This is a genomic window from Myxococcus sp. NMCA1 (assembly GCF_026810205.1).
Lineage (GTDB): Bacteria > Myxococcota > Myxococcia > Myxococcales > Myxococcaceae > Myxococcus > Myxococcus xanthus_A.
The window spans coordinates 8768930-8795174 of the sequence record NZ_CP113950.1 but is presented as its reverse complement, the minus strand read 5'-3'; the positions used below and the strand labels follow the sequence as shown (position 1 = coordinate 8795174).

Genomic DNA, 26245 nt, shown 5'->3' with positions numbered 1-26245 from the left:
TCTCCTGGGCCCGCCCCGCCTATCGGGGTGGGCCCTTCGCGTTCAAGGCCCCGGCCGAGCCATGGAGAAGGCTTCCACCTCCTGCGGCCGGGCAAGTCGCTCATCGTCTACGACTTGCGCGTGCAGGAGATGAAGGACGGGCTGAGCGTCCTGTCCAGCAACGGCCTGGACCTCACGGTGGACGCCAGCGTGCGCTACCGGGTGGACCCCGCGAAGCTCTTCGAGCTGCACACTCAGACGGGGTCCAGGTACGCCGACATCCTGATCGCCCCCGCGGTCCGCTCGGAGGCCCGTCAGGTGTTCGGCCGCTACGCGCCGGAGGAGCTCTACTCCTCGAAGCGCGAGCAGATAGAGCAGGAGCTTTTCGAGGAGGTGACGCGCTCGCTCGAAGGCAAGCACGTGGTGGTGGAGGCCATCCTGGTGCGGGACGTGACGCTGCCTTCGGCCATCCGCGACGCCATCGCCGACAAGCTGGCGGAGGAGCAGCGCAGCCAGAAGAAGCGCTTCACCCTGGACAAGGAGCGCCAGGAGGCGGAGCGCAAGCAGATCGAAGCGGAGGGTATCGCCCGGTACCAGGACATCGTTGGCAAGGGGCTCACCGAGGAGTACCTGCGCTTCACGGGCATCGAGGCCACGGAGCGGCTCGCCCAGAGCCAGAACGCCAAGGTCGTCCTGGTTGGTAGCCCGAACAGCGGGCTGCCCCTGGTGTACCAGCCGGATGGGAGGTAAGGGGCTGGCGCCCGGCATGTGGTTCCGCTAAGCCAGACTTACCAGTCAGTTGCCCGGGATGCTTGACCCCCGGGGGGGGCCCCGGTAAAGGGGGCCCGCCCTCACAGCCGGGCCGAAATTTCAAGGGTGGCGGCGCCCGTCCGCTCCCCGTGCGAGGCAGACGATTCCATGAGCGCTCAAGTTCCGACGGCAGGCAGAATCATCCAGGTCCTCGGCCCCGTGGTCGACGTCGAGTTCCCGCCCGGTGGTCTCCCCGAGGTCTACACGGCCCTCAAGGTCACCAACGCGAACTTGAGCGCTGACGCGGACAACCTCACCCTCGAGGTGGCGCAGCACCTGGGCGAGAACACCGTCCGCACCATCGCCATGGACTCCACCGAGGGCCTCGGCCGCGGCATGCCCGTCAGGAACACGGGCGCCCCCATCCAGGTGCCGGTGGGCAAGGCCACCCTGGGCCGCATCCTGAACGTCACCGGTGAGCCGGTGGACGAGATGGGCCCCGTGAAGGCGCAGGAGTACTGGTCCATCCACCGCGCGCCGCCGCCCTTCACGGAGCAGGACGTGCGCGTGCAGATGTTCGAGACGGGCATCAAGGTCATCGACCTGCTCGCCCCGTACACCCGCGGTGGCAAGATTGGCCTCTTCGGCGGCGCCGGCGTGGGCAAGACGGTGCTCCTGCAGGAGCTCATCCGCAACGTGGCCGTGGAGCGCGGTGGCTTCTCGGTGTTCGCCGGCGTCGGTGAGCGCACCCGCGAGGGCAACGACCTCTACCACGAAATGCAGGACACGAAGGTCATCCAGACGGACAACCTGGAGGCCAGCCAGGCCGTTCTGGTGTACGGCCAGATGAACGAGCCGCCCGGCGCCCGCGCCCGCGTGGCCCTGTCCGCGCTGACGATGGCCGAGTACTTCCGCGACGTGGAAGGCCGCGACGTGCTCCTCTTCGTGGACAACATCTTCCGCTTCACCCAGGCCGGTTCCGAGGTGTCCGCCCTCCTGGGCCGCATCCCCAGCGCCGTGGGTTACCAGCCCACGCTGGCCACGGAGATGGGCAGTCTGCAGGAGCGCATCACCTCCACCACGAAGGGTTCCATCACCTCCGTGCAGGCCATCTACGTCCCCGCCGACGACCTCACGGACCCGGCGCCCGCGACGGCCTTCGCCCACCTCGACGCGACCACGGTGCTCAACCGCTCCATCGCCGAGCTCGCCATCTTCCCCGCCGTGGACCCGCTGGACTCCACCAGCCGCATTCTGGACCCGGCCGTCATCGGCGCGGAGCACTACGGCGTGGCCCGAAAGGTCCAGGGCATCCTCCAGCGGTACAAGGAGCTGCAGGACATCATCGCCATCCTCGGCATGGACGAGCTCTCCGAGGACGACAAGCTGGTGGTGGCTCGCGCCCGGAAGATCCAGAAGTTCCTGTCGCAGCCCTTCTTCGTGGCCAAGGTCTTCACCGGCAAGGACGGCCGCTACGTGAAGCTCCAGGACACCATCCAGGGCTTCAAGGAGATCTCCGAGGGCAAGCACGACGACATCCCCGAGGGCGCCTTCTACATGGCGGGCAGCATCGACGAGGTGGTCGAGAACGCGCGGAAGATGGTGTGAGTTAAGCTGGGCGCTCCTTCTCCTCACAGAGGTCACCATGCGCCGTGCAGCGCTCGCCCTGGTCCTGATGTGCCTGTCCTCCTCCGCCCTGGCGGAGGAGCGCAAAGGACGGGCCCGGGTGAGCGCCAACGGGCTCTACAGCGTCCGCATGGTGGAAGCGGCGCAGGGCCAGTGCCGGTTGGAGGTGACGCAGGAGAGCGGCCCCGTCTGGACGCTGGCGCAGTGTCTGGGCACGGTGGACGACCTCTACTTCGTCTCCAACGACGGCGAGCGGGTCTGGGTGGTGTGGCCGCTGGTGGAGAAGGGCAAGCCCGTGCCGGAGCCGCGCTCGAAGAAGAAGTCGAAGGTGAAGAAGCCCAAGGGGCCTCCCGCCTGGGCGCGCGTGGTGGTGGCGGCGCAGTACGGGCGGGATGGTCAGCGGCTCCAGGAGAAGCGGCTGACCGAGTGGCTCAACACGCGGCAGCTCTCCGAGGTGCGCCAGCTCACCCACCACTTCAAGTGGCTGGAGGGCACGCTCGGCATCCCCGGCAAGGGGCCCCGGCTGACGGACGCCGGGGTGGTGGAGTTGGAGCCGGTGGGTGTAACCACCCGTCAGCTCACGTTCTGATTCGGTTGTGCGAGGAGCCTCATGGCCAAGCTGACTGTGGAGATTGTCACCCCCGAGAAGCGCATCCTGTCGGTGCAGGCCGACGAGGCGATTGTTCCTGGCGGCCGGGGTCTGTTCGGCGTGCGGCCGGGGCACACCCCGTTCCTGTCGCTGATGGAGCCGGGCGCGCTGACGCTGATCGAGAGTGGCCGGCGCGAGTCCTACTTCGTCGCGGGCGGCTTCGTGGAAGTGGGCAATGACAAGGTGCTGGTGCTCGCCGACGCGGCCGAGCCCGTCACGGGCATCGACGTGGAAGGCGCCCGCCGCCGCATGGCCGAGGCGCAGGAGCGCATGAAGGGCATGTCCTCCGAGGACGCGCGCTTCGAGCTGGAGCAGGCCACGGTGCGCCGTGAGGCCGCCCGTATCGGCGCCGCCAACACCGCGCGCGCGTAGGCTTCTCCCCCGTTTCACCGCCCAGGAGCGTCCCGCGCTCCTGGCGGTCCTGGCGTGACACCCGGGCTCTCCTCGAGCGGAGCCGGTGTCCGCTTCTGTTTGCGTGACGGTGCCCCTCTGGGGTGGCGCCTCCGGAACAGGCTTCCCGGTCCGCACCTCGCTTCACAGTGCCCCCAGGGGCCTGGCTGCGTTCGCCTCCGAGCCTTCGCGCGGGCGCGGCGGCCTCCTGTCAGCGGCTGTCCTCGGTCGCAGTAGCTCCACTGACAGTGATGCTTCCATTTGACGGTCCGGGTTTTAAGATGCATTTATAATGCATCTTAATGCCCATGCCGGGCGAGAGGAGCGGCACCATGAGCGTTACGGCGGAGAAGAGTGTCTACGAGCAGTTGGGGGGAGAGCCGGCGATGGCGGCGGCGGTGGAGGTCTTCTACCGGAAGGTGCTGGCGGACGACCACATCAGCCACTTCTTCGAGGACGTGGACATGGAGCGCCAGGCCGCGAAGCAGAAGGCGTTCCTGACGATGGTGACGGGTGGGCCGGTCCACTACTCGGGCAAGGACATGCGCGCGGGCCACGCGCCTCTGGTGAAGCGTGGGCTGAACGACTCGCACTTCGACGCGGTGGCGGGCCACCTGAAGGCGACGCTGGAGGAGTTGGGCGTGGCCGCGCCGCTGGTGGCGAAGGTGCTGACCATCGCGGAGAGCGCCCGCGCGGACGTCCTGGGACGCTGACCCGAGGAGCACGCCATGGCCAAGGTCAAGCACGAGTCCGACTGGTATCCGCTGGAGTCCGGAGAGAGTGTGCTGGACGCGCTGCTGCGCCAGGGCGTGTCCATTCCGAATGCGTGCCGCGCGGGGGCCTGCCAGTCCTGCCTGATGCGGGCCGTGGCGGGGACGGTTCCTGAGGCCGCGCAGGTGGGGCTGAAGGACACGCTCCGGGCACAGGGCTACTTCCTCGCCTGTGCCTGTCGGCCTCCGGAGGGCACGCTGCTGGAAGTCACCGGCGCGGAGGCGCTGCGCATCCCCGCGCGCATCCAGGCGCTGTCGTGGCTGTCCACCAGCGTCCTTCGCGTGCGGCTGGTGACGGACAGCCCGCTGGCGTACCACGCGGGGCAGTATCTCTCCCTGGTGCGCGAGGACGGGCTGACCCGCAGTTATTCGCTGGCCAGCCTGCCTCATGAAGATGCCTTGGAGTTGCATGTGCGGCTCCTGCCGGGCGGGGCGATGAGTGGCTGGCTGGCGCATGACGCACGGCCGGGAGACAGGCTCCAGGTGCAGGGCCCGGCGGGCAGTTGCTTCTATGTGCCCGGTCGGCCTGAGCAGCCCTTGTTGCTGGCGGGCACGGGCACGGGACTGGCGCCGCTGTACGGCATCGTTCGCGACGCGCTGGCGGCGGGCCATGCGGGGCCCATCTGGCTCTTCCACGGTGCTCGGACGCCCGAGGGGCTCTACCTCACCTCCGAGCTGCGGGCGCTGGCCGAGCAGCATCCTCAGTTCCGCTATCGTCCGGGTGTGCTGGAAGGCGGCACCCGGGACGTGGCCGAGGGAGCGCTCGATGCGCTCATCCGCGCTGAATGTCCCAAGCCCCTGGGCTGGCGCGCATGGCTCTGCGGAGACGGGCCATTGGTGCTATCCCTTCGCAAGAAGCTGTTCCTGGCCGGGCTCTCGTTGAAAGACCTCCACACGGATGCCTTCCTGCCGAGCGTTCCTCAGGGCCAGCGTACTTCCGACGCCGGAGCCCGCTGACGTGCACCTCACCCTCCATGCCGACTACTCGCTGCGGGTGCTGCTCTACCTGGCCACGCGCACCGGGCGGCCCGTCTCCACGCAGGAGATGGCGGATGCGTACGGCATCTCCAAGCACCACCTGGTGCGAGTGGTGCAGACGCTGGCGGGGCAGGGGGTGGTGGATGCGCGAGCGGGCCGCTCCGGCGGCGTGGTGCTGGCGCGAGCGCCAGCGGACATCCAGGTGGGGAGCGTGCTGCGCGCCGCGGAGCCGGACTTCCACCTGGTGGAGTGCTTCGACCGGGAGCGAAACGCTTGTCCCATCGCTCCCGCTTGTGGGCTCAAGGGTGTGCTGGACGAGGCGCGCGAGGCGTTCCTCGCGGTGCTGGACCGGTACACGCTGGCGGACCTGCTCCGCCGCTCGCGCCCGAACCTGCAGGACTACTTCCTTCCCACCTCCGCGCCATGATGTCCGGCACGCTGGAGCTGTTTCATCGCATCGTGGATGCACCTTCCGCGCAGGCCCGGCGCTACATCGTGGACTACGCGCTGGAGGACCGCGTGCGCTTTCGCAACGTGGCCTTCGACGAGGCGGAAGCGGACTGGCGCAAGCATGGCGGACATACCACGCCCGCGCTCTGGGACGGCACGCACCTGCACCAGGGCGCGCAGGCGGTGATGGCGCGCTTGCAGGCCGTCGTCAACCTGGGCCGCGACGACGCATGAAGTAGCGGGCGCGCGTGTGCTGACACCCGCGCGCTGGTGCCACCTGCGCGTCCCTCGTGCGCCATTCCCGCCGGCGCGAAGCTTCGCAAGTTGGACACGTGTGCAGGTGCGCGAATGCGTGCACCCTCCGAGGCTTGCCGCGCGTGTGTTGGTTGCGGTAGTCACCCCACCCCGCGCTGCGATCCACGAGGCGCCAAGGATGGAGAGTGGACGGTGAAGAATCCGAGTGGAATTTCGAGGACGGCTGTATCGCGCTCGTCAAGCCCCGGCATGATTCTTCCCGCTCCGGCTCGCGTATGTTTCACGGGTTTCTCTCGGCCGTTCTGGCCTGAGCGTCGGTTAATCTCCACGACCCCATGCCGCTGACTCCCGCCGAGCGCCAGGACAGGTTCCATGCGGCGTTCGTGGGGCTCGCCATCGGTGATGCGCTCGGCTTTCCGCTGCGCGGCATTCCACCGGCGAGCCTCACGCGGCTGCCCGGCCTTGCCGAAGACTTCGCGCCCCGCCCGCGCGGCAAGTTCGCCAAGGGCCAGTTCAGCGACGACACGCAGCTGCTGCTCGCGGCGGCGGAGAGCGTCATCCGCGAGGGCAAGGTAGACGGCCGCAGCGCGGCGGCGCACCTGGCGTGGCTGTGGCAGGAGGGCATCATCCTCCAGCCGCCCAAGAGCCTGGCGGACGCGCTGCAGCGGCTGGCCAGCGGCGTGCCGTGGATGAGCGCGGGCGCGTCTCTGGGCACGCGCTGCCATTCGGTGCTCAGCCGCGCGCTGGTGGTGGGCCTGTTGGAGAGCGGCCACCGCGCGCGCCTGCCGCATGACGCGGGCGTGCTCACCATCATCACGCACAAGGATCCGGTGTGCGCGGCGGCGGCCGCCGCTTTCGCGCAGGCCGCGGCGCTGGGCATGGAAGAGGAGCCGCTGACACCCGCGGCCTTCTGCGAGGAGCTGGCGCTGGCGGCGGCCGTGCACGACAAGGGTCTGGCCGAGGAGGTGCGCCACCTGCCGCGCCTGCTCACCTGGGACACCGCGCGCGCGCTGACGCAGTTGCGCAAGGTGGGCGTGCCCCCCAGCGAGCTGAAGGGCGTGGACGGGCTGCCGCCGCACGTGGTGCCGGTGCTGCTGACGTCGCTGTTCGCCATCCTCAAGGTGCCGCACGACTTCCGGGAGGCGGTGGCCCTCACGCTGCGCTGCGGCGGCGAGGCGGACGTGGCCGCAGCGCTGACGGGCGCCCTGCTGGGCGCCCACCTGGGGACGCGCGCCATCCCCGCGCGGCTGCGCAAGCAGGTGTTGTACTCCGAAAACCTGGTGGATACGGCGGACCGCCTCTTCCGCGCCCATCAGGTCCGCGAGACGCTGGCCACCGCCCTGTCGCACCGCCGTCGCCGCTGAGCGCGAGGGCAGGGCAGGCGGGCAGCCGCCGGCGTGCATTCCCCCGGGGCTTCACTGGAGGGAGCGTCCTGCCCACCTTGTGCGAAGGAGCGGGCCGCAAGGATGCCATGCGGGCATGGGAGCGCACGTGTGGTCCGCGAAGTCATCGCAGGAGGCGCACGTCGTGGACCTCGAATCGGAACGCCTGGAGCGAAGTCAATTGGAGACGCTCTCCACGGCGGAGCTCATCCGGCACGCCTTGGCGGAGACGCGCCTGCTGGTGCGCGCCGAGGTGATGCATGCCAAGAAGGAGCTGCGTGAGGAGCTGAAGGCCGCGCGTACCGCGGGCATCCTCCTGGGGGCGGGCGCGGTGCTGGCGCTCACCGCGCTGGCCGTCCTCTTCGTCGCGCTGGGGCTGGTCTTGCCCATGGCCCAGGCGCTGGGCGTGCTGGTGGTGGGCGTGGTGCTGCTGGCGATTGCCGGGGGCCTGCTCTTCATGGGCAGCAAGCGCGTGCCCAAGAAGCCGCTGCCGCACACACAGGAACGCTTGAAGACGGACTACCAGCTCACGCGGGAGACGCTGCAATGAATGGCAACGGCCGCGACCCAGGCGAGCCCTCGGCAATCGAGCGGAAGCATGAGGACCACCGCATCAGCCGGGGCATGGGGGACCGCAAGCAGGTGGAGGAGACCGCCGACCGCATCCGCGACGAGCTGATGCTCACGCTGGCGGAGTTGGATCGGCGACGCGAGCGCGCGCTCGACGTGCGCTACCACGCGCGGCAGCACCGCACCGAGCTGATGGCCGCGGGCGCCGCGCTGCTGACGGTGGTGGGCCTGGGCGTGGGATACGCGGTGTACCGCGCGCGCAACCGCGACGAGATTCTGCGCCGCAAGCGCCGAAAGGCCCTGACGCGTGCCTGGGAGCACCCGGACCGCGTGGCCTCCAACGCGGAGCAGCGCCCGCTGGGCGCGGAGCTGGGGAGAAAGCTCGTCCTCATCTTCGCCAGTACGCTCGCCACCGCTGTTGCACGAAACGCGGTGATGACACTGGTTCCCGCGCGCCGCGTCCCCGCTTCTGCTCAGGGGGGTTATAAGAATACATAATTGCGACAAAATAAGACATAAACCATTCTGATGCCCATGACGGACCTGCTCTATGCGCGGGCCCAAATGGGCTTGTCGCTCGCGTTCCACATCATCTTCGCCGCGGCGGGAGTGGCGCTTCCCGTCCTCATGGTGCTCAGTGACTGGAAGGGCCGGCGCACCGGTGATGCGGACTATCAGAAGCTGAGTCAGAAGCTGGCGAAGGGGACGGCCATCCTCTTCGCGGTGGGCGCGGTGAGTGGCACGGTGTTGTCGTTCGAACTGGGCCTGCTGTGGCCAGAGTTCATGGGGCAATACGGCGAGGTGATTGGGCTGCCCTTCAGCCTGGAAGGCGTCGCCTTCTTCACCGAGGCCATCTTCCTGGGCATCTATCTGTACGGGCGGGAGCGGGTGTCGCCAGGGATGCACCTGTTCTCCGGCGTCATGGTGGCGGTGAGTGGCGCGGCCAGCGCCTTCTTCGTCACGCTGGTCAACACATTCATGAACCACCCGTCGGGCTTCACGCCGTCGGCGTCGGGGCCCATGGACGTGCAGCCGCTGGTGGCCATGTTCAGCCCCGGCTGGCAGTACCAGACGGCGCACGTGCTGCTCTCCTGTTACCAGGCGAGCGCCTTCGCCATGGCGGGCATCCACGCCTTCGTGTTGCTGCGCTACCCGGGCGCGGCCTTCCACCGGAAGGCCCTGTCGGTGGCGCTGCCGCTGGCGTGTGTCACCGCGCTGCTCCAGCCCGTGGTGGGGGACTTGTCCGCCAAGCACGTGGCGAAGGCGCAGCCGGTGAAGCTGGCCGCCATGGAGGGCCAGTTCGAAACGGAGCGCGGCGCGCCGCTGCGCCTGGGTGGACTCCCCAACGTGGAGACGGGCGAGGTGCCCTACGCGGTGGACATCCCCAAGGGCCTGTCGATTCTCGCCTTCGCGGATCCGGACGCGGAGGTGAAGGGCCTGAATGCCTTCCCGCGCGACGAGTGGCCGCCGGTGGCGAAGGTCCACGTGGCCTTCCAAATCATGGTGGGCACCGGGAGCGCCATGGCGCTGCTGGCGTTGGTGACGCTGGGCTGGCGGTGGCGGAAGAAGGCCTGGCCCCACGGGCGGAAGCTGATGTGGGCGTGGCTGCTGTCGGGGCCGCTGGGGGTGGTGGCCATGGAGGCGGGCTGGCTCGTCACGGAGTGGGGACGACAGCCGTGGATTCTTCGCGGCGTCATGCGCACGGCGGACGCGGTGACGCCGGTGCCACACCTGGCCGCGCCCTTCTGGACCTTCACCGCCGTGTACTTGTTCCTGGGCGTGACGGTGGTGCTCCTGCTGGTGCGGCAGGTGGCGGGCACGCTGCCTACGCGCGACAGCGGTCTGCCGGGAGGTGAGGCCCATGTCCACTGACACGATTCTGGGCTTCGCGGTGGCGGGGACCTTCGTCCTCTACGCCCTCTTCGGCGGCGCGGACTTCGGGGGCGGCGTCTGGGATTTGCTCGCCTCCGGACCGCGCAAGGCGGAGCAGCGCGCGCTCATCGCCCGCGCCATTGGCCCGGTGTGGGAGGTGAATCACATCTGGCTCATCGTGGGCATGGTGCTGCTGTTCGCCGGCTTCCCGCGCGCCTTCGCGGTGCTGAGCGTGGCGCTGCACGTGCCGCTGACGTTGCTGCTGCTGGGCATCGTGTTCCGGGGCGCCGCCTTCACCTTCCGGACCTACGACACGCGCGGGGACACGGTGCAGCGGCAGTGGGGGCTCGTCTTCAGTGGAGCCAGCGTCATCGCGCCGGTGCTGCTGGGCATGTGCGTGGGGGCCGTGGTGAGCGGCACCATCCGCGTCGAGGGGCGGGTGGTGGTGAGCGGCTTCTTCGCGTCGTGGCTCACGCCCTTCTCATGGGCGGTGGGCGTGCTGGCGCTGTGCCTCTTCGCCTTCCTGGCGGCGGTGTACCTCACCCACGAGGCGCCCGAGTCCGCGCTGCGCGAGGACTTCCGCCGCCGGGCGATGGGCGCGGGTGTGGCCGTCTTCGTCGCGGCGCTGGTGGTGCTGCTGCTGGCACGCGAGGGGGCGCCACGCGTCTGGGAGGGCCTGTTGCGCTCGCCCTTCGCCCTGGCGCTGCATGCGGGCACGGCGGTGGCCGCGGTGGCGTCCTTCGCGCTCCTGTGGACGCGCCGCTTCCAATGGGCCCGCGTCGCGGCGGCCGTGCAGGCGGGGCTCATCGTGTTGGGGTGGGCGGCCTCGCAGCACCCGTTCCTGGTGGTGCCGGACGTCACGCTGCACGGCGCGGCGGCGAGCCCTGGCGCGCAACGCCTGCTGTTGGTGGCGCTGGGCGTGGGCACGGCCGTGGTGGTTCCTTCGCTGGTGTTGCTGTTCCGCGTCTTCCGGCCCGTGCCCACGCCCAGCGCAGGCTCGGAGGCGTGAGCCGCGGGGGCTCACGTGCCCGGAACGCGAAGAGGCCGTGCAGTCCACCAATAGGGGACGGCACGGCCTCAATCGATACAAGGGACGAAGCGACGCCTTAGAATCGCGCGTTCACGCCCGCGTAGATGGTGCGGCCGCGCTCCTGGAACACGTAGCCTTCCTCGTCCTCGGTGCGGGTGTTGGCGATGTTGAGGACGCCCGCGTTGACGCCGAAGTTCTTGCTGATGTCGTAGCTCGCGCCCGCGTCGAAGAGGGCATAGGCCTCCACTTCCTCGGTGCCGCTGAGCTGCGGGCCAATGTACTGGCCGCGCACGAAGGCCTTCAGCTTGTCCACCGGCGTCAGGTCAATCTGGCCGTTGAGGGTGTGCTTGGGCCGGTAGGCGAGCTGCACGTCGTTCTCCAGGTCGCGGCTCTCCAGGAAGGTGTAGTTCGCGCTCAGGCGCACCACGTTGCCGAAGGCCTTGCTCGCCGTCGCCTCGACGCCGCGCAGGCGCGCGCGGTTGACGTTGCGGGGCACGTACAGGGGCAGGCCCGTCGCCGGGTCGGTACCCACCGGCTCCACGCCCGTGCCGCGCGGCGTGTCGATGAGGTTGCGGATGTTGTTCTGGAAGACGGTGGCCGACAGGGCCCACGACGTCATGGTCCAGTTGGCGGACACCTCGAAGTTGGTGCTCTTCTCCGGGTCCAGGTCCGGGTTGCCGATGATGCCGCAGCGGCCACGGCAGCTCGTCACCAGGGACTCGGTGCTCATCTGCCGCAGCGTGGGCGCCTTGAAGCCCGTGCCGACACCCGCCTTCACGGTGAGGTGGTTGATGGGCGAGTAGACGGCGTAGGCGCGCGGCGTGAAGTGGAGGCCGAAGTTCTCGTGGTTGTCCAGACGCGCGCCCAGCAGCAGGGTCAGCTTGTCCATCAGCGCCAGCTCATCCTGCGCGTAGATGGCCTGTTGGTGCACGCTGGCGGCGCCGCTGGTGAACTCGTCCGACTTGAGGTCAATCCAGCGCGCCTCGCCGCCCACCGTCAGCGTGTTGATGCCCAGGTACGCGGTGGCGTTCGCCTCCGCGACGATGTTGTCCTGGGTGAGGCCGTCGACGCCGCTCTCCAGTCCTTCCCAGTAGCCGCGGACCTCGGAGTTGCCCCAGTCCCACTTGCCCTTGTGGCCCAGCACCGCGTCGTTGCGGTGGACCACCGCGTCCGCGTCGCCGTAGGAGCCGCCGATGTAGTACTCGCCGATGCGGTTCTGGTACGCGCGGCCGTACTCGGCGGTAATCGTCTGCTGCGCGGTGGGCGTCCAGTTCAGCGACAGCCGGCCGTTGTGGTCATTGCGGCCCTCGAGCGTGGCCAGGTCGCCGTGGTTGACGATGCTGCCGTCTTCACGCGTCACCGGCGCACCGTCCGCGTTGAGCACGGGCGAGCCCGGGTTGCGCGCGCCATTCCACGCCTGGCGGTGGTTGAAGCCGCCCGTAATCTTCATGGAGAGCGTGTCCTCGATGAGCGGACCGCTGAGGAAGACGCTGGAGCGGAGCTCCTCGCCGTTGGCGCCCACGGTGGGCGTCTGCGCCTTCAGGTCGATGCCGCCCGTCCACTTGGGGGCAATCGGCTTGGTGATGATGTTGATGACGCCGCCCAGGGCCTCGGAGCCGTAGAGCGAGGACATGGCGCCGCGGACGACCTCGATGCGCTCGATGCCCTCCGTGGGGATGAGGCCGATGTCGAAGTCGTTGTGGCGGAACACCGCCTCCAGCGAGTTCACGCGCTTTCCGTCGACCAGGATGAGCGTGTAGCTCGAATCCATGCCGCGGATGCTGATGCCTCGGCGGCCCTGGCTGCCGGCCGTCAGGCTGATGCCGGGCGCCAGGCGGATGGCGTCCGTCAAATCGCCCACGGGCGCCCGCTTCAGGTCCTCCTGCGTCACCACGGTGACAGAGGCGGGGGCGGTGGTGACGTCCTGCTCGGTGCGCGTCGCCGTCACCACCACGGGGGCCATCTGGAAGACGTTGTCCTCCAGCGCCGCCTCCGCCTGCTCGGCCTGCCGCTCGGCGGCCGCGGAGTCCGACGGCGGCGTGGCCGCGTCCTGCGCCCAGGCGGGCGTCATGGTGAGCAGCAGGGCAGAGCCCACCCACTTCCACGTCACGGACAGGCGGGGACCACGGAAAGGGCGGGGGGAAACGTCATCACGGTGAACGGCGCGCAAGGTCCTTCTCCTCATGTGGGTGTCTGAACTGCCGGACTCCCCCCTTTCCGCTTCCGCCCGAGGCGTCCGCGGGCACTGATTCGAGCAAGGCCCTCCCGCCGCCGCGGAAGCCGCGACGTGGGGGACACCTGCGATGCAAAGGGCCGCGTCCTGAGGTCTTCCGGTGCTCAGCGGAGCGTGCGCGGAAGGCGTCGTACGTTGCGTATGACTTTGCAAATCAATTTCAACTAGGTGGCACTTTGCGTCTTGGCGGGTGTCCTGTCAACGCGCGGAAGGCGGAATCTTCTACACCAGCCGTAGAAGTCCGCCTTCACCGCGGAGGTGCCCGTGAGGTGTGCGTCAGGCTTGCGTGGGCCAGACGGCCCGCGGTTCTTCGTCGTCCCTGGCGATGAGCAGGGTGGCGCCTTCGAGCAGGTCCTCGGATTCCAGGGCCTCCACGGCCGTGCGCACGCCCGCGTCGGCGTCCATCACCCGGCAGTAGACGCGGAGCTGCTGTTCCTGGAGCTCGCCGCCTTCGACCTCGCCATTGCCCGTCCAGCCGAGCGCGTCCGTGAGCAACTCCTCCACGGCGACGCGCTTCTCCACGTCGTGGCCGGTGCCCTTGCCCTCGACGGTGTACTGGACGATGAGGGTCATCATCGCCGTGGGCTCAGGCTCGTCATAGCCCTGGTCCACCAGGGGACCGGCGGCCTCGGCGATGACCATGTCCGGGTCTTCATCCGGGGGGAGGGGCAGTTGATGGTCTTCGCCCGTCTCGCCCACGAGGCCCTGGTGCACGGTGAGTGCGCCGTCATGCACCCAGGCCTCCCAGTAGCGGAGCCGGTTGCCTTCCTTCTTGTAGAGCTTCAGCACGCTTCGAGTCTCATTCGAGGGCCCCTGCATAGCACGGAGCCCGGGGGGCTTTTCGCTCAGAAGGCACGGCCTTGGCCCCCATCCACGGGCAGGGTGGCCCCTGTGACCCAGCGTGCGCGTTCCGAGCAGAGGAAGGCCACGACGTCGGCCACTTCCTCGGGGGTGCCGAAGCGGCCCCAGGGCAGCTCGTCGCGCACCAGCCTGGCCACCTTCTCTGGATCCGCCTTCTGGCGTTTGTCCCAGCTGCCGCCGGGGAACAGGATGGAGCCGGGGGCCACGCCGTTGACGCGGATGCGGTACTGCGCCAGGTCCACCGCCATCTCCTTGGTAAGCGCGGTGATGCCGGCCTTGGCGGTGGTGTAGGGGGCGCTGGTGGCGTACTCGCGGCCGAAGATGGAGTTGATGTGGACGATGCAGCCGCCGCCCTGCTGGCGCATGGCCTCCACGGCGCGCTGGCTGCACCACACGGCGGACAGGAGGTTGCGGTCCAGGACGGCCGTCCACTGCTCGGCGGTGGCTGAATGGAAGGCGCCCGCGCCGCCGCTGCCGCCCACGTTGTTGACCAGGATGTCCAGCCGGCCGAAGGCGCGCACCGCCGCGTCCACTGCTTCCACGGCGCCGGACTGGGTGGCCACGTCCGTCACCACGGTGGCCACGTCCACGCCCTCGGCGCGGAGCTGCGCCGCGGTGGCCTCCAGGGCCTCCGCGCCGCGTGCGCTGAGGCACACCCGCACGCCCTCGCGGGCCAGCACCGACGCGATGGCCCGGCCAATGCCTCGGCTGCTGCCGGTGATGAGGGCCGTCTTTCCTCTGAGCTCCAGGTCCATGGGCGGGCGTTCTACTGCGCCTGTCCGCTCATGGGGACGTCCTCGTGTCGGGGCGTTGAGTCCTGTGCGCAAGGCAGGGAAGCAGCGCCTGGGAGGGGTTCTGCTTCCGATGGCCGGTGCCGCGGCCGGGTGCTTCGGCCGCGGGCATCGGTGACCGCGTCCTACTTCGCCTGGAAGCGCGCCTGCGTCGGGGTGGCCCCTGGGGTGCGCGTGATGCCGCGGTCCGGGTTGGCGGCCAGGTGCTGGAGCACCTTGAAGACCGTCTCCACCTCGTCCGGCATGCCGATGTCCGCCGCGAGCTGCTCGGCGGTGCGGGCCTCCGCGCGGGCCTCGCGCAGGCGCGTGGTCAGCTTGCGCTGGAGCTCCAGCACCACGCCCGCGGCCTTCTTGCCCGCTTCCACGCCCGGCTGGTGGTACGCGTTGATGTGCACCAGCGTGGCGTAGAAACCCACGGCGCGCTCATACAGCGCAATCAGCGCGCCCAGCGTGCGCGCGCTCACATCCGGCACGGTGAGGGTGAGCGACTCGCGGTCCTTCTCGTAGAGCGCGCGCCGCGTGCCCAGCAGGAAGCCCAGCAGGTAGTCACCGCTGGTGACGCCGGGCTCCACTTCCTGCGAGCCGCCGTCGCGGTCCTTGAGCACTTCGATGAAGGTGGCGAAGAAGTTGAGCACCCCCTCGCGCAGCTGCTGCACGTAGGCGTGCTGGTCCGTGGAGCCCTTGTTGCCGTAGACGGCGATGCCCTGGTTCACCACCTGGCCATCCAGGTCCGTCTCCTTGCCCAGCGACTCCATGACGAGCTGCTGGAGGTAGCGCGACATCAGCAGCAGCCTGTCCTTGTACGGCAGGATGACCATGTCCTTGTGGCCCCGGCCATCACCGGCGTAGTGCCACATGAGCGCCAGCAGCGCGGCCGGGTTCTTCAACGCGTCACGCTCGCGCGTCGCCGCGTCCATGTCGCGCGCGCCCTTCAGCAGCGCGTCGATGTCCAGCCCCTGCAGGCGCGCGGGCAGCAGGCCCACCGCGGACGTCACCGATGTGCGGCCGCCAACCCAGTCCCACATGGGGAAGGTGCGCAGCCAGCCCTGCTTCTTTGCGTGGTTGTCCAGCTCGCTGCCCGCGCCGGTGACGGCCACCGCGTGCTTGCTGAAGTCCAGGCCTCGCGCCGTGTAGCCGCGCTCGGCCTCCAGCATGCCGTTGCGCGTCTCCTTGGTGCCACCTGACTTGCTGATGACCAGGGTGAGCGTCTCCGCCAGCCGCTCGCCCAACTGCGCCAGCACGCGGTCGAAGCCGTCCGGGTCCGTGTTGTCGAAGAAGGACACCTGCATCGGGTCCTTCGCCGTGCCCAGCGCGTCCGCCACCAGCTGCGGCCCCAGCGCCGAACCGCCAATGCCCACAATCAACACGTGCGTGAAGCGCTGCGCCTTCTGCGGCTTCACCCGGCCCTCATGCACGTCCTTCCCGAAGGCGTGGATGTCGGCCACCGTGTCGGTGATTTCCTTCCGGAGCGCGGGCTCGGGCGCAAGCTCCGGCGCGCGCAGCCAGTAGTGGCCCACCTTGCGCTTCTCGTCCGGGTTGGAGACGGCGCCCTTCTCCAGGGCCGCCATCGCGTCGAAGGCTTCCTCCACGCGGGGGCGCATCCGCTCCAGGTAGTCCGCCGGGAAGCGCATCCGCGAGACGTCGAGCGTGAAGTCCAAGGCCGGGACGACGCACAGATAACGCTGGTACCGCTCCCACAGTTCTCGCTCGGTCATGGCTCCTCCTGGCAGTTCTCGCGTCGCGAAAAGTGCCGGATGGCTTAGCGCCTCCGTGCGCGGGTGGGAAGCTGGACGGCGGTGTCGGTGCGCGTCGACGGGGCCGCGGGCGGCCGGGTGCTCAACACCTCACACGGAGGGGCGGGCCCCTTCGGGCGGGGGCTGTACTCCGGACGGCCGGGGCGCCTCTGGGGCGTCGGGCTTCCAGGCCGGGTTGCGGAAGACGTAGCTCAGGCGCTGCTTCAGGGAGCCGGGCTTCGCCGCGTCGCGCGTGATGGCCGCGAACTCGTGGAAGGCGATGCGCACGGGATTGAACGTCTCCAGGTTCTTCGTCAGGCCGTACACGGGCTTCTCACCCTCCGGCTCGAACGTCCCGAAGAGCCGGTCCCAGATGATGAGGATGCCCGCGTAGTTCTTGTCCAGGTAGCGCGGGTTGGACGCATGGTGCACGCGGTGGTGTGACGGCGTGTTGAGCACCCACTCCAGCGGGCGCGGCAGCCGGCCAATGGCCTCGGTGTGAATCCAGTACTGGTAGAGCAGGCTGACGGACTGCTGCACCACAATCATCACCGGGTGGAACCCGAGCAGCGCCAGCGGTGCCCAGAAGACGAAGCTGGTGGGCGGCGTCCACGTCTGCCGCAACGCCGTGGAGAGGTTGTAGTGCTGGCTGGAGTGGTGCACCACGTGGGACGCCCAGAAGAAGCGGCTCTCATGGTGGACGCGGTGGAAGGCGTAGTAGCAGAGGTCGTCCGCGAAGAAGATGAGCACCCATGCCAGCACGCCGGTGCCCATGCGCAGCGGCGTCAGGTGGTAGATCGCCAGGTAGCCGGCGAAGGCCACGCCCTTCCACAGGACGTTGATGGCCACGTTGCCCAGCCCCATGGAGATGCTGGCAATCGTATCCTTCCAGGTGTGGCCCACCATGGGACGGCCTTCGTCCCGCTGCTTCTTCACCCAGAGGGCCTCGGCAATCACCGTGAGGGTGAACACCGGGATGGCCGGGGTGATGAGGTCGGGGATGTGTGCTGCGTCCATGGTGGGACCCTCCGTGTCGGCGAACTCAGGAGCGGGCGCGGCGGCGAGGCCGCGCCAATGAGGGGAGGAAGGCGTTGCGCATGAAGTGGGTGAGCGCATCCAACATGCGCCGGTGCGCCGGGTCGTTCGGCCGGGCGCTGCCTCCCACCGCGGCGCCCTGCACCGCGTCCAGCGCCAGCTCCACGATGGAGTCGAAGTCCGGGTGCTCGGAGGCCTCGGGAAACAGCTCGCGTGCCACGCGGTGCAGGTTCTCCCGGTGTGGCCCGTCCACCGCCGCCAGCGCCACGCGCAGCTCCGCGTCCGTGCGCGCCGCGACGTACAGCTCGATGGCGGCCTGCAGCTCCGGGCGCTGGAAGGCGGCCCACAACATGTCCACCGCCGCCGCGATGCGGTCCCTGCCTGACGGCCGGGCACCCACGCCCGCCAGGTAGTCCTGGATGAGCCGCGGGAAGAGGTGCTCCACCGCCGCGGCCAGCAGCTCCTCCTTCGTATCGAAGTGGGTGAAGAGCGCGCCCTGTGACAGGCCTGCCCGTTTGGACACCTCCACCGTCGTCAGGCGGGCGTAGCCCTGCTCCACCAGCGTCTCGATGGTGGCATCCAGCAGCTTGCGCCGCGTCGTCTCACGGCGCTCCTGCTGCGTGCGGCGGACAGGCCGGGCCGGCGCGTCCGATGGAGTGTTCTTCGCGGCCATTCGACTCCCAGGATAATGTCGAACTTAGTGAGTGACCAGTCACTTTCTTCGACCAGGGGTGAGTGATCCTCACAGTGGCGTGTGCCGCCACCTGTCCCCGTACATGGGCATGTCGAAAGGGAAGTGGCCGCTCGCGATGCGCGCTTGGCCCGCTTCCCGAGCGGCCGAGCGGACAGGGGCCTGGCTGTCATGTGCGCGGCGTTCGCTCGGGACTCGGGTATGACTCCCCCCGGGAGGGTGGGCGTGCCGAGGCCCTCCGCGTCGTACAGCAGACAGGCGCGGCGAAAATCCGCAGGGAAATACCCGCGCCACTTGCCCCCGTTTCCGCCCCGCCCCGATATGAACCTTTCAGCCCTCCTTCTTGGTTCTCTCCTGGCTTCGGCCCCTGCGGTTCCTTCCTCTTCCGCCACCGATGTGGGCGAAATGCCCGAGGTTGGCGTTCCCTTCGCCTGTGGTCGCATCCACACGGTGAGCCAGGGACATGACACGGGAAGTCACCAACACAACGACACGCACGCGTGGGATTTCCGCATGCCGGATGGCACGCCCATCGTCGCCGCGCGTGACGGCACGGTGCGTCTGTCTCGCGGTGACAGCACCAAGGGTGGCTGTGACGAGAAGTTCGCGCCCTACGCCAACTACGTCGTCATCTCCCACGGTGATGGACTGGAGACGCAGTACCTCCACTTCAGCGCGGTGGTGGTGAAGCCGGGTGACGTGGTGAAGGAAGGCCAGCTCATCGGCTTCTCCGGCTCCACGGGCTGGGCCTGCGGCGCGCACCTGCACTTCAAGGTGGCGCGTGAGAGCGGCAAGGGGTGGAACAACCCGTCCGTTCCAGCGCGCATCGCTGGCTACGGGGACCCGGTGCGCGACACCCGCGTGGCCGCGCCCATCTGCAAGGACAACGGCACGCAGGCGCTCATGGCGAGCAACGGCGGCACGCACACCCCGGGTCAGCCGGTGGTGTCCATGTCACCGGAGCGCCAGCAGGCCCTTCGCGGCCTCCCGCCCGGGGCGCAGAGCATCCTCGACGGTCTCTCCCAGCCTCCCGCCCAGGGCGGCCAGGGCCTCAACGAAGCGCGCACGTCCGGCGGTACCCGCACGGCGAGCGGCCCCAGCGAGACTCGCTGAAGCCAGCAGCACGCCCGCGCCGGCGAGCAGCATGAAGAGGGCCCCCGCGTTGACGAAGTAGTCCAACGGCAGCAGGGGGCCTTCCACGTAGGCCCGCACCACGCGGTAGCCCACATGGCCCAGCAGGGCCAGCAGCGGCAGGTTGATGAGCGGCAGCACCAGCCAGCGCGCGGTGCGCCACCAACCGGCCACCGCCTCCGCCACGCCGGTGGTGGCGGTGTAGCGCCAGGCGCCCGCTCTGGCCACCCGCACCTCCTCCAACAGCGTGTCCACGTCGGGGACGCCCAGCAGCGCGGGCTCCAGTCCGCTCGCGCGCGCCACGCTGCGCGCCTCCGCCAGCGCGGTGCGCGCCGCGGCCTGGGCGCTGAAGTCGTCCTCGAAGGGTTCCACCACCGCGGACTCCGCGGCCCTGGCGCGGGTGTGTCCGCGCACCACGTCCACCACGGTGGAGGCCGCCGCCACCGCCAGCCCCGCGGGCAGGCTGCTCCGCCCCACCAGCGCCGCCGCGCCCAGGCCGCTGGCGCCCCAGAGGGACAGCCGCAGGCCCCAGGCCGCGGGCCCCCAGAAGCGGCCTCCCGCCTGACGCCGCACCTCCGCCGCCAGGTGGCCGTGCGCCAGCCGCAGCCGCGCGTCGAAGTCCGCGCGCAGGCCCTCCGCCGCCTTCTCCAGCCCCGAGTCCAGCGCGGCGCGCGTGCGTGACAGCGTCGCGTCCGTCTCCTTCAGCGCGGCCTCCACGCGGGTGTGCACCTCTTCCAGCGCGCCCATCGCGTTCGTCTTGCGCACGCGCGCGGCCACCGCCTGCGTGGCCAGTCCGCGCAGGTGGAAGAGCAGGGCGCCGAACTCGCCGGACACGTCCCGGCCGTCCTTCGCCGACAAGGCGCTGATGGCGAAGACGGGCACGTCTTCTTGTGCAAGGCCGTACTGCTCGGAGGCCACGCGGCGAACCTGGGCCTTGAGCGTGTCGCGCGACTCAGGAGACAGCTCGTCCGCGAAGTTGAGGATGAAGACGAGCGCGCGGCGGCGGGCGAACTCCGTGAGGAACTCCACCTGGGAAGCCTCCGCCACGCTGCCGCGGTGCATGACGACGAGCGCCACATCCGCGCGCTCCAGCGCCGCGCGGGCCACTTCGCGGTGCGTGGTGGCCACGCTGTTGAGGTCCGGCGTGTCGATGAAGACCTGTCCGCCCCACAGGCCCTGGGGGCCGGGGGCATACGTCATGACCCGCGCGCCGGAGCCCGCCAGCGCGTCCGTGGGCGTGCCTTCTGGCGCGAACACGGTGGCGGCCGTGCTGGTGGGCCGGTTGACGCCTTCACGCGACAGGGCCTGCCCCGCCAGCGCGTTGAGGAGGGTGGATTTGCCCGCGCCGGTGGCCCCCACCAACGCCACGCTCAGGGGGGCATCCTTGCGTGCCACGCCGCGCGCATAGTCGTCCACGAGCCGCTCCAGGCGCGCGGCATGCGGCCGGAGCGCGGGCAGCTCCAGGGCTGTCTTCAGCAGGGAACGCAGGGCATCGGGTTCAGGCAGGCTCGTCTCGTCCACGTGGAGAGAGCCTGTCCCGGCTTCGCCCGGGTGACTACGAAGAAGATGCGTGGAGGGTGCGCCAGCGTGCAGTTTCCGGCGGCGACCCCTCGCGGGGTGCCCTACCGGGAACGTCGGGTGCCCGGGTGGGGTGGGGACCGGATGGCAGCGGGGATGCCGGGAGGAGTAGAAGCAGTATCACCATGGACCTCTTCCTCATGTCGCCGCCGGGACGCACGTGGGCCCTGCGCGGCCGGAGCAACTTCCGCAGCCGCGAGGCGCCGCCCGTGGACGCGCGTCAGGCCCGGCGGGAATGGCTGGCGCTGGCCCGGGACATCGAAGCGCGCGGCGGCACGGTGGTCGCGTTGCCGTCTCCCTCCGAGCTCCTGACGGGCATGCCGTACGCCGCCGAATGTGGACAGGTGGTGGCGCGTCAGGGCGCCGCTCCGTTGTTCGTGCTGCCGCGGATGATGAGCGCGCACCGGCAGACGGAGCGCGAGCACTGGGCGCCCCTGGCCCGGTCGCTGGGCATGGAGGTGGTGGACCCGGGCGTGGGCATCTGGGAGGCCCACGGCGACGTGGCCACCTTCGACGGTGTCACGCTGCTGTTCTGGGGCGGCCGCACGACGCTGGATGGCCTGGAGGCCGCGGCGCGCTACTTCCCCGGAGAGGTGCTGCGCATCCAGGTCCGCGAGCCCGCCTTCCACGGCAACATGGCGGTGCTGCCACTGCCCGCGGTGGACCGGCTGATGGTGTGTCCGGAGGTGATGACGCCGGAGTCGTATGCGCTGCTGCGCGAGCGCTTCGGCGAGCACCGGCTGCTCCTCGTGACGGAGGCGGAGATTCGCCGCTACGCGACCAACGGGCTGCCGGTGGGGCGTGACGTGCTGGCGCCTTCGGTGGTGCCGGACTCGGTGCGTGAGCGATTGGAGGCGCTGGGCCTGCGTGTGGTGTCGCTCACCATGCGCGAGCTGTGTGAGAAGGGAGGCGGCTCGTCGCGCTGCCTCGTGTCTCGCGCCGAGGTGGACGCGGCGACGCTGAACATCCCAGACGCGTTCCGGTTGCCGGCCATCGCGAGGGACATCGATGCCGATGGGTGACGCGGGCGCGCTGCCACGGCAGGCGGAGGACTTCCTCGCCGCGCACCCTGGCACGTCGCTGGTGGCGCTGGGCTCGGGCGAGCACGCGGGCTCGTTGGACTTGGCGCCGCTGGGCGTGCCGGTGACGTTCCTGCCCGCAGAGCGGAACGCGGACCTGGCGATGCAGTACCTGGCGCTGAACCAGTTCGCCTTCGGTGGCATCGGCGTGCCGCGTTGGGTGCTGTCGGACCTGTATCTGCTACCGGGCGCCATTGGCCTGCTGCGCTGTCCGGCCCGGATGCTCGCGGCTCCCGTGCGCGAGCGTCTGGGGCTGGCCGACGAGGACCCGGCCATTGGCGCGGCCTACTACGCGGCGCCTTCGGTGACGCGGGGGCTGTTCATCGGCGTGTCGCTGCTGAGCGTGCTGCCGGGGACGGGGGCGTCGCCGTGGGTGAAGCTGCTCACGTTGCAGATGCTGCGCGCGCGGCGGCTGCGAGGCGTGGCCCAGTGGGACAACCCCAGCGTTCGCGTCCATTCCAGGCTGGGCCCGCTGCGCCTCGTGGGGCGCGTGCCCGGTGGGCATGAGTACGGAGAGCGCTCCTTCGTCTATGAGTCGGAGCTGACGGACCGGACGCGGCTGGGCGACGCGATGGCGCGGCGCCTTTCGCTGACGCCGTCGCTTCGTGTGCCCGCCAACGACCTCCCGGCGCTGAGCGCGCTGCTCGACCGCGCGGAGGCGGGCGAGGTGCTGCACCTGGTGCCTCCGGGGCTGGATGCGGGACAGGTGCTGGTGCGCGAAGGGCCTCTCGGCTGAACGCGCGCGGGCCCGCTCAGGGCGCTGGCGCGGCGGGCGACTCCATGTCCTCTTCCAGAGCGAGCCGCAACGCGCGGGAGCCGTCGCGGAGGATGGGCGCTCCGTGGGAGAAGCACAGCGTCTCCACGGGAAGGTGGTCCAGGATGCGCTGGACGCTGTGCCGGGTGCGCAGCGGTTCGTCCTGGTACTCGCTGGGGATGAACTCCGGCGTCTCCCCCTCCTCATGCGTGAGCAGGTCGGAGAGGAACGCGACGCCGCGCGGGTGTTGCTGCATCCACAGCGTGTACATCGCCTCGGTGGGCCCGGGCGTGTGGAACGAGATGAGCCCCGCGGGCAGCGTGTCTCCCGCGACGTAGAAGAAGTCGGGCTGCTCCTCCAGCGTCTGTGCTCCCTCGGGAGCCCAGACGGGCACCTTGAAAGCCTTGCGCAGCCGCCACGCGGAGCGCTGGTGGTTCCCCGCCGTCAGGACAATGGCGGAGATGTTCCCCAGCTTGCGCAGTGCTGCCTCGTCGATGGGCAACGGGTCGATGAGGACGACGGCGCCATCCGTGTCCACCACGGCGTACGCGTCACTGCGCGCGCCGCCGATGCGGTCATCGGAGAGGGTCCAGTGGTGGACGCCGGGCACCAACTCGCTTGTCCGCTTCGCCTTCCCCTTGGGCTCGCTCATGCGGACAAAGCTAGGCACCCCCATGCACTGTGACCGGGGCGGGGAGGGAGGCCACGGCCTGGATGCTCTGCTGTTTCCACGGCGGGCGCCCGAGGATACGGGGACGTCGTCCGTGGGACGGCACAACGTTCCCGCATGATGGCGCGAATCTCTCGCGGTATGCTGGCCCGGCCCCTGGTGCTCTTCGACGGCGACTGCGCGTTCTGCCGGCGCTGGGCCGCACGCTGGCGATGGCGCACCGAGGACCGTGTCCGCTACCGGCCGGGCAGCGGGTGGCGCCGCTGGCTGCTGGGCATCCCGAAGGCGGACATGCGCAGGGCCATGCAGTTGGTGGAACCCTCCGGCCGGGTGTCCCAAGGCGCGGAGGCCCTCTTCCGAGCGCTCGCCGCGTCACCTCGCCGGGGGACTCGAGCGGCCGCGAGGCTGGGCTTGATGCCGGGGGTGTTGCAGTTGGCCCAGGGCGTCTACGCGGTGGTGGCCCGGAATCGTCGTCAGGCGGCGGGCGTGGACCGCTGGCTCTTCGGGCGCGCGGTGGTGCCACACGAATACCGGTGGGTGCGCTGGGTCTTCCTGCGGCTGCTGGGAGGAACGTTCCTCATCGCCTTCACTTCGCTGGGGCGGCAGGTGCGGGGATTGTATGGGACGCAAGGCCTCCGGCCCGTGGCGGAGCGTCTGGCCGCGGAGCGCCGCGAGGAACCCTCGGCGCTCGCGCGGTGGCGGCGCATTCCGTCGCTGTTCTGGTGGGACGCGTCGGACGCCGCGCTGGTGCGTGGGTGCTGGACGGGGCAGGTGCTGTCCCTGGCGTTGCTCTTCAACGTGGCGCCCCGGCTCAGCGTGTCGTCGCTGTGGGCGCTGTACCTCTCCTACGTGGCCGTGGGGCGTGAGTTCCTCTCCTTCCAGTGGGACGTGCTGCTGCTGGAGATGGGGCTGCTGGCGGCGCTCACCGCGCCCGGAGGACCGCGGCCGGGCCTGGGCCGCGACGAGCCCTCCGCGCTGGATGTGTTCCTCTTCCGGCTGCTCGTGTTCCGGCTCTACTTCGGCTCGGGGGTCAGCAAGGTCCAGTCGGGGGACCGGACCTGGCGCGAGCTGACCGCGTGCGAGCACTATTACGAGACGGCGCCGCTGCCCACGCGGGGTGGTTGGTACGCGCATCATCTGCCCCGACGGCTCCAGCGGGCCTCGACCGGGGCGGTGCTCTGGCTCGAGACGGTGGTGCCCTTTCTGGCCTTCGGGCCCCGGCGCTTGCGGCAATTCGCCTTCTGGAGCCTGAGCGGCTTGCAGACCGCCATCGTCGCCACGGGGAACTACGGCTTCTTCAACGTCCAAGCCTGGGTGCTGGGCGTGTGGCTCCTGGATGACGCGGCGCTGCGGCGGGTGCTGCCTTTGAAGGACGGGCCTCCCGCTCAGCCACGGCCCTGGTGGCGTACCGGCGTGTCCGCGCTGGTGGTGTCGCCGCTGCTGGTGCTGGGGGCGTCGGAGGTGCTTCGCAGGTTCGAAGGGTGGCAGCGGTACCGGCCCGAGCGCGTCGGCGCGATGCTGACGTGGCTGGAGTCCCAGGCGCGGCCCCTGCGTTCGGTGAATCCCTACGGCCTCTTCAGCATGATGACGGTGCAGCGGCCGGAAATCGTCGTGGAGGGCTCCGACGACGGCGAGCAGTGGAAGGAATACTCCTTCCACTACAAGGTGGGGGACCCGGCCCGGCCTCCCCGGCAGGTGGCTCCCCACCAGCCGAGGCTGGACTGGCAGATGTGGTTCGCCGCGCTTGGCTCGCCCCCTGGCTGGTTCGTCGCGTTCCTGGCCCGGCTGCTGGAGGGCTCGCCGGAGGTCCTGGGCCTGCTGGCGGGCAACCCCTTCCCGGGCCGGCCGCCTCGGATGGTGCGAGCGGTGCTGTACGACTACCGGATGACGGACGTGGCCGAGCGGCGGCGCACGGGCATCTGGTGGCGGCGGGAGCGGCTGGGCCTCTACGTGCCGCCCCTATCGCTGGCGCCAGGGCCCCGGCCTCGTGGACGCATTCCCGCGCTGCAATGGCATGCCGGGGCGTGAGGCGGGTGGGAGCAGGCGTGCGGCCCTGAACCTCGAGGGCCCCTTTTCGTACGCCGCCGATGGGGTGGGGCTACAATGGGGGCTTCCCACCCATCTCCGCCGTCGTGACGCCGTGAAGACGCCGCGCATTCCTATTTGCCTCCCCCTTGTCGCCGTCATCGGGCTGCTGAGCGCCTGCGGGCCCACGCCCACCACCATGAAGCTGGAGCCGCTGGAGACGAAGTACCTCCGCACGCCTGGGCAGACCGTGAAGCTGGCGTACGAGGTCTTCGACGCTGAAGGCCAGCCCATGTCCGACGCGAAGCTGCGGTGGACCAGCTCCGCGCCGGACGTGGCACAGGTCCAGGAAGGCTTGCTGACGGTGCGCAAGTCGGGGAAGACGACCATCGGCGCGACGGGGGGCAAGGTCCGCGCGGCGTTGCCGCTGGAGCTGACCATCCTCAACTCGTTGGACGTGCGTGCCCCGGGCGCGGACTTCCTCGAGGTGGGGCGTGTCATCAAGCTGCGCGTGGTGGCGAGGAACGAGCAGGGCTCCTCGTTGCAGGACGCGATGCCCACGTTCCGCTCCTCGGATGAGATGGTGGCGCGAGTGGAGGATGGGCAGTTGGTGGCCGTGCGCCCGGGCAAGGCAACCCTGAGCGCGACACTGGGGCACCTCAGCCGGCACATCGCGGTGCAGGTGGTGCCGGCGGACTTCGCGCGGCTGGGCCTCAACCTCACGCACCACGCCTTCCAGCGGAGGGGGCAGTCCGTGCAGCTCCAGGCGCGAGCTTTCAATCGCAGCGGCGTCGTGTTGGACACGGTGCCGCTGGAGTTCTTCACCTCGGACGCCGCCGTGGTGTCGGTGTCACCCGAAGGCCGCGTGACGGCGGTGGGTTCCGGGCGCGCGGTGGTGTCCGTGGTCGCCGGTCGGCGGCGGTCGGCGGCGGAGTTCGTCGTTCCGTAGCGAGTCTTTCCCGC

At 70.0% G+C, this 26245-nt stretch carries 25 protein-coding genes and 1 pseudogene; 18 read left to right on the top strand and 8 right to left on the bottom strand.

Annotated elements, in window-relative coordinates; translation table 11 throughout:
• Nucleotides 1-27: 27 nt before the first annotated feature.
• From OZ403_RS36485 to OZ403_RS36425, 13 genes are all read left to right on the top strand, one after another.
• The gene (locus OZ403_RS36485) at nt 28-729 is read left to right on the top strand and encodes a prohibitin family protein (protein WP_268782917.1); all 702 of its coding nucleotides are present in this window, start codon (nt 28-30) and stop codon (nt 727-729) included.
• A 168-nt stretch (nt 730-897) separates the two neighbouring features.
• Complete coding sequence (gene atpD, locus OZ403_RS36480; RefSeq protein WP_140795801.1) at nt 898-2337, top strand: F0F1 ATP synthase subunit beta; 1440 nt, start codon at nt 898-900, stop codon at nt 2335-2337.
• A gap of 37 nt (nt 2338-2374) precedes the next feature.
• Nucleotides 2375-2944 (top strand): hypothetical protein, encoded by a 570-nt coding sequence (locus OZ403_RS36475; RefSeq protein WP_268782916.1) that lies wholly within the window; start codon nt 2375-2377, stop codon nt 2942-2944.
• Between the two features lie 21 nt (nt 2945-2965).
• Nucleotides 2966-3376, top strand: a complete 411-nt coding sequence (locus OZ403_RS36470; RefSeq protein WP_011556841.1) for a F0F1 ATP synthase subunit epsilon — start codon at nt 2966-2968, stop codon at nt 3374-3376.
• Between the two features lie 350 nt (nt 3377-3726).
• The gene (locus tag OZ403_RS36465) at nt 3727-4107 is read left to right on the top strand and encodes a group I truncated hemoglobin (protein ID WP_140800278.1); all 381 of its coding nucleotides are present in this window, start codon (nt 3727-3729) and stop codon (nt 4105-4107) included.
• A 15-nt stretch (nt 4108-4122) separates the two neighbouring features.
• On the top strand, nt 4123-5121 hold the full coding sequence (locus OZ403_RS36460; RefSeq protein ID WP_140795798.1) for a 2Fe-2S iron-sulfur cluster-binding protein: 999 nt from the start codon (nt 4123-4125) through the stop codon (nt 5119-5121).
• A gap of 1 nt (nt 5122) precedes the next feature.
• Nucleotides 5123-5569, top strand: a complete 447-nt coding sequence (locus OZ403_RS36455; protein WP_140795797.1) for an RrF2 family transcriptional regulator — start codon at nt 5123-5125, stop codon at nt 5567-5569.
• Nucleotides 5566-5826, top strand: a complete 261-nt coding sequence (locus tag OZ403_RS36450; protein WP_140795796.1) for a hypothetical protein — start codon at nt 5566-5568, stop codon at nt 5824-5826. The genes OZ403_RS36455 and OZ403_RS36450 overlap by 4 nt, the downstream gene beginning before the upstream one ends.
• Before the next feature lie 356 nt (nt 5827-6182).
• A complete protein-coding gene (locus OZ403_RS36445; RefSeq protein ID WP_090487588.1) occupies nt 6183-7211 on the top strand; it encodes an ADP-ribosylglycohydrolase family protein in 1029 nt (342 codons plus the stop codon).
• A gap of 163 nt (nt 7212-7374) precedes the next feature.
• Nucleotides 7375-7779 carry a phage holin family protein gene (locus tag OZ403_RS36440; protein ID WP_140796725.1) on the top strand — a complete coding sequence of 135 codons (405 nt, stop codon included), beginning with the start codon at nt 7375-7377 and terminating at the stop codon, nt 7777-7779.
• Entirely contained in the window at nt 7776-8297 is a 522-nt protein-coding gene (locus tag OZ403_RS36435; RefSeq protein ID WP_140800277.1) for a hypothetical protein, read from the top strand. The genes OZ403_RS36440 and OZ403_RS36435 overlap by 4 nt, the downstream gene beginning before the upstream one ends.
• 30 nt (nt 8298-8327) lie before the next feature.
• Nucleotides 8328-9671 (top strand): cytochrome ubiquinol oxidase subunit I, encoded by a 1344-nt coding sequence (locus OZ403_RS36430; protein WP_140795794.1) that lies wholly within the window; start codon nt 8328-8330, stop codon nt 9669-9671.
• Nucleotides 9661-10680: a cytochrome d ubiquinol oxidase subunit II gene (locus OZ403_RS36425; protein ID WP_174259383.1), complete on the top strand. Its 1020-nt coding sequence runs from the start codon at nt 9661-9663 to the stop codon at nt 10678-10680. Before OZ403_RS36430 ends, OZ403_RS36425 begins: the two co-directional genes overlap by 11 nt.
• A 97-nt stretch (nt 10681-10777) precedes the next feature.
• Here the strand turns inward: OZ403_RS36425 and OZ403_RS36420 are convergent, their stop codons facing one another.
• The 6 genes from OZ403_RS36420 to OZ403_RS36395 all read right to left on the bottom strand — a co-directional run bounded on the left by OZ403_RS36420 (nt 10778) and on the right by OZ403_RS36395 (nt 18027).
• Nucleotides 10778-12811 carry a TonB-dependent receptor domain-containing protein gene (locus OZ403_RS36420; RefSeq protein ID WP_328285485.1) on the bottom strand — a complete coding sequence of 678 codons (2034 nt, stop codon included), beginning with the start codon at nt 12809-12811 and terminating at the stop codon, nt 10778-10780.
• A gap of 399 nt (nt 12812-13210) precedes the next feature.
• On the bottom strand, nt 13211-13753 hold the full coding sequence (locus tag OZ403_RS36415; protein WP_140795791.1) for a hypothetical protein: 543 nt from the start codon (nt 13751-13753) through the stop codon (nt 13211-13213).
• Between the two features lie 26 nt (nt 13754-13779).
• Entirely contained in the window at nt 13780-14550 is a 771-nt protein-coding gene (locus OZ403_RS36410) for an SDR family NAD(P)-dependent oxidoreductase (RefSeq protein ID WP_140857642.1), read from the bottom strand.
• 161 nt (nt 14551-14711) lie between these two features.
• Nucleotides 14712-16301 (bottom strand): glucose-6-phosphate isomerase, encoded by a 1590-nt coding sequence (locus OZ403_RS36405; RefSeq protein ID WP_268782915.1) that lies wholly within the window; start codon nt 16299-16301, stop codon nt 14712-14714.
• Nucleotides 16302-16430: 129 nt separating this feature from the next.
• Entirely contained in the window at nt 16431-17336 is a 906-nt protein-coding gene (locus tag OZ403_RS36400) for a sterol desaturase family protein (protein WP_268782914.1), read from the bottom strand.
• Between the two features lie 25 nt (nt 17337-17361).
• Nucleotides 17362-18027, bottom strand: coding sequence for a TetR/AcrR family transcriptional regulator (locus OZ403_RS36395; protein ID WP_140795787.1), 666 nt, complete (start codon nt 18025-18027; stop codon nt 17362-17364).
• A 189-nt stretch (nt 18028-18216) separates the two neighbouring features.
• Here OZ403_RS36395 and OZ403_RS39555 point away from each other — a divergent pair.
• A pseudogene (locus OZ403_RS39555) lies at nt 18217-18771 on the top strand (M23 family metallopeptidase); the annotation flags it as partial.
• A 228-nt stretch (nt 18772-18999) separates the two neighbouring features.
• On the opposite strand, the gene OZ403_RS36385 reads toward OZ403_RS39555, so the two are convergent.
• Nucleotides 19000-20697 carry a GTPase gene (locus tag OZ403_RS36385; protein WP_140795786.1) on the bottom strand — a complete coding sequence of 566 codons (1698 nt, stop codon included), beginning with the start codon at nt 20695-20697 and terminating at the stop codon, nt 19000-19002.
• A gap of 182 nt (nt 20698-20879) precedes the next feature.
• Between OZ403_RS36385 and OZ403_RS36380 the strand changes: the two genes are divergently transcribed.
• Nucleotides 20880-21776, top strand: coding sequence for a dimethylarginine dimethylaminohydrolase family protein (locus OZ403_RS36380; protein ID WP_268782913.1), 897 nt, complete (start codon nt 20880-20882; stop codon nt 21774-21776).
• Nucleotides 21763-22569, top strand: coding sequence for a hypothetical protein (locus tag OZ403_RS36375; RefSeq protein WP_268782912.1), 807 nt, complete (start codon nt 21763-21765; stop codon nt 22567-22569). The genes OZ403_RS36380 and OZ403_RS36375 overlap by 14 nt, the downstream gene beginning before the upstream one ends.
• Nucleotides 22570-22585: 16 nt before the next feature.
• Here OZ403_RS36375 and OZ403_RS36370 read toward each other — a convergent pair whose 3' ends face one another.
• On the bottom strand, nt 22586-23239 hold the full coding sequence (locus OZ403_RS36370; RefSeq protein ID WP_174258989.1) for an MBL fold metallo-hydrolase: 654 nt from the start codon (nt 23237-23239) through the stop codon (nt 22586-22588).
• 138 nt (nt 23240-23377) lie between these two features.
• Here OZ403_RS36370 and OZ403_RS36365 point away from each other — a divergent pair, with 138 nt between their 5' ends.
• Together OZ403_RS36365 and OZ403_RS36360 are read left to right on the top strand one after the other, a co-directional pair.
• Nucleotides 23378-25285, top strand: a complete 1908-nt coding sequence (locus OZ403_RS36365; RefSeq protein WP_140800843.1) for a lipase maturation factor family protein — start codon at nt 23378-23380, stop codon at nt 25283-25285.
• A gap of 112 nt (nt 25286-25397) precedes the next feature.
• Nucleotides 25398-26231 carry an Ig-like domain-containing protein gene (locus OZ403_RS36360; protein WP_268782911.1) on the top strand — a complete coding sequence of 278 codons (834 nt, stop codon included), beginning with the start codon at nt 25398-25400 and terminating at the stop codon, nt 26229-26231.
• Nucleotides 26232-26245: the final 14 nt, after the last annotated feature.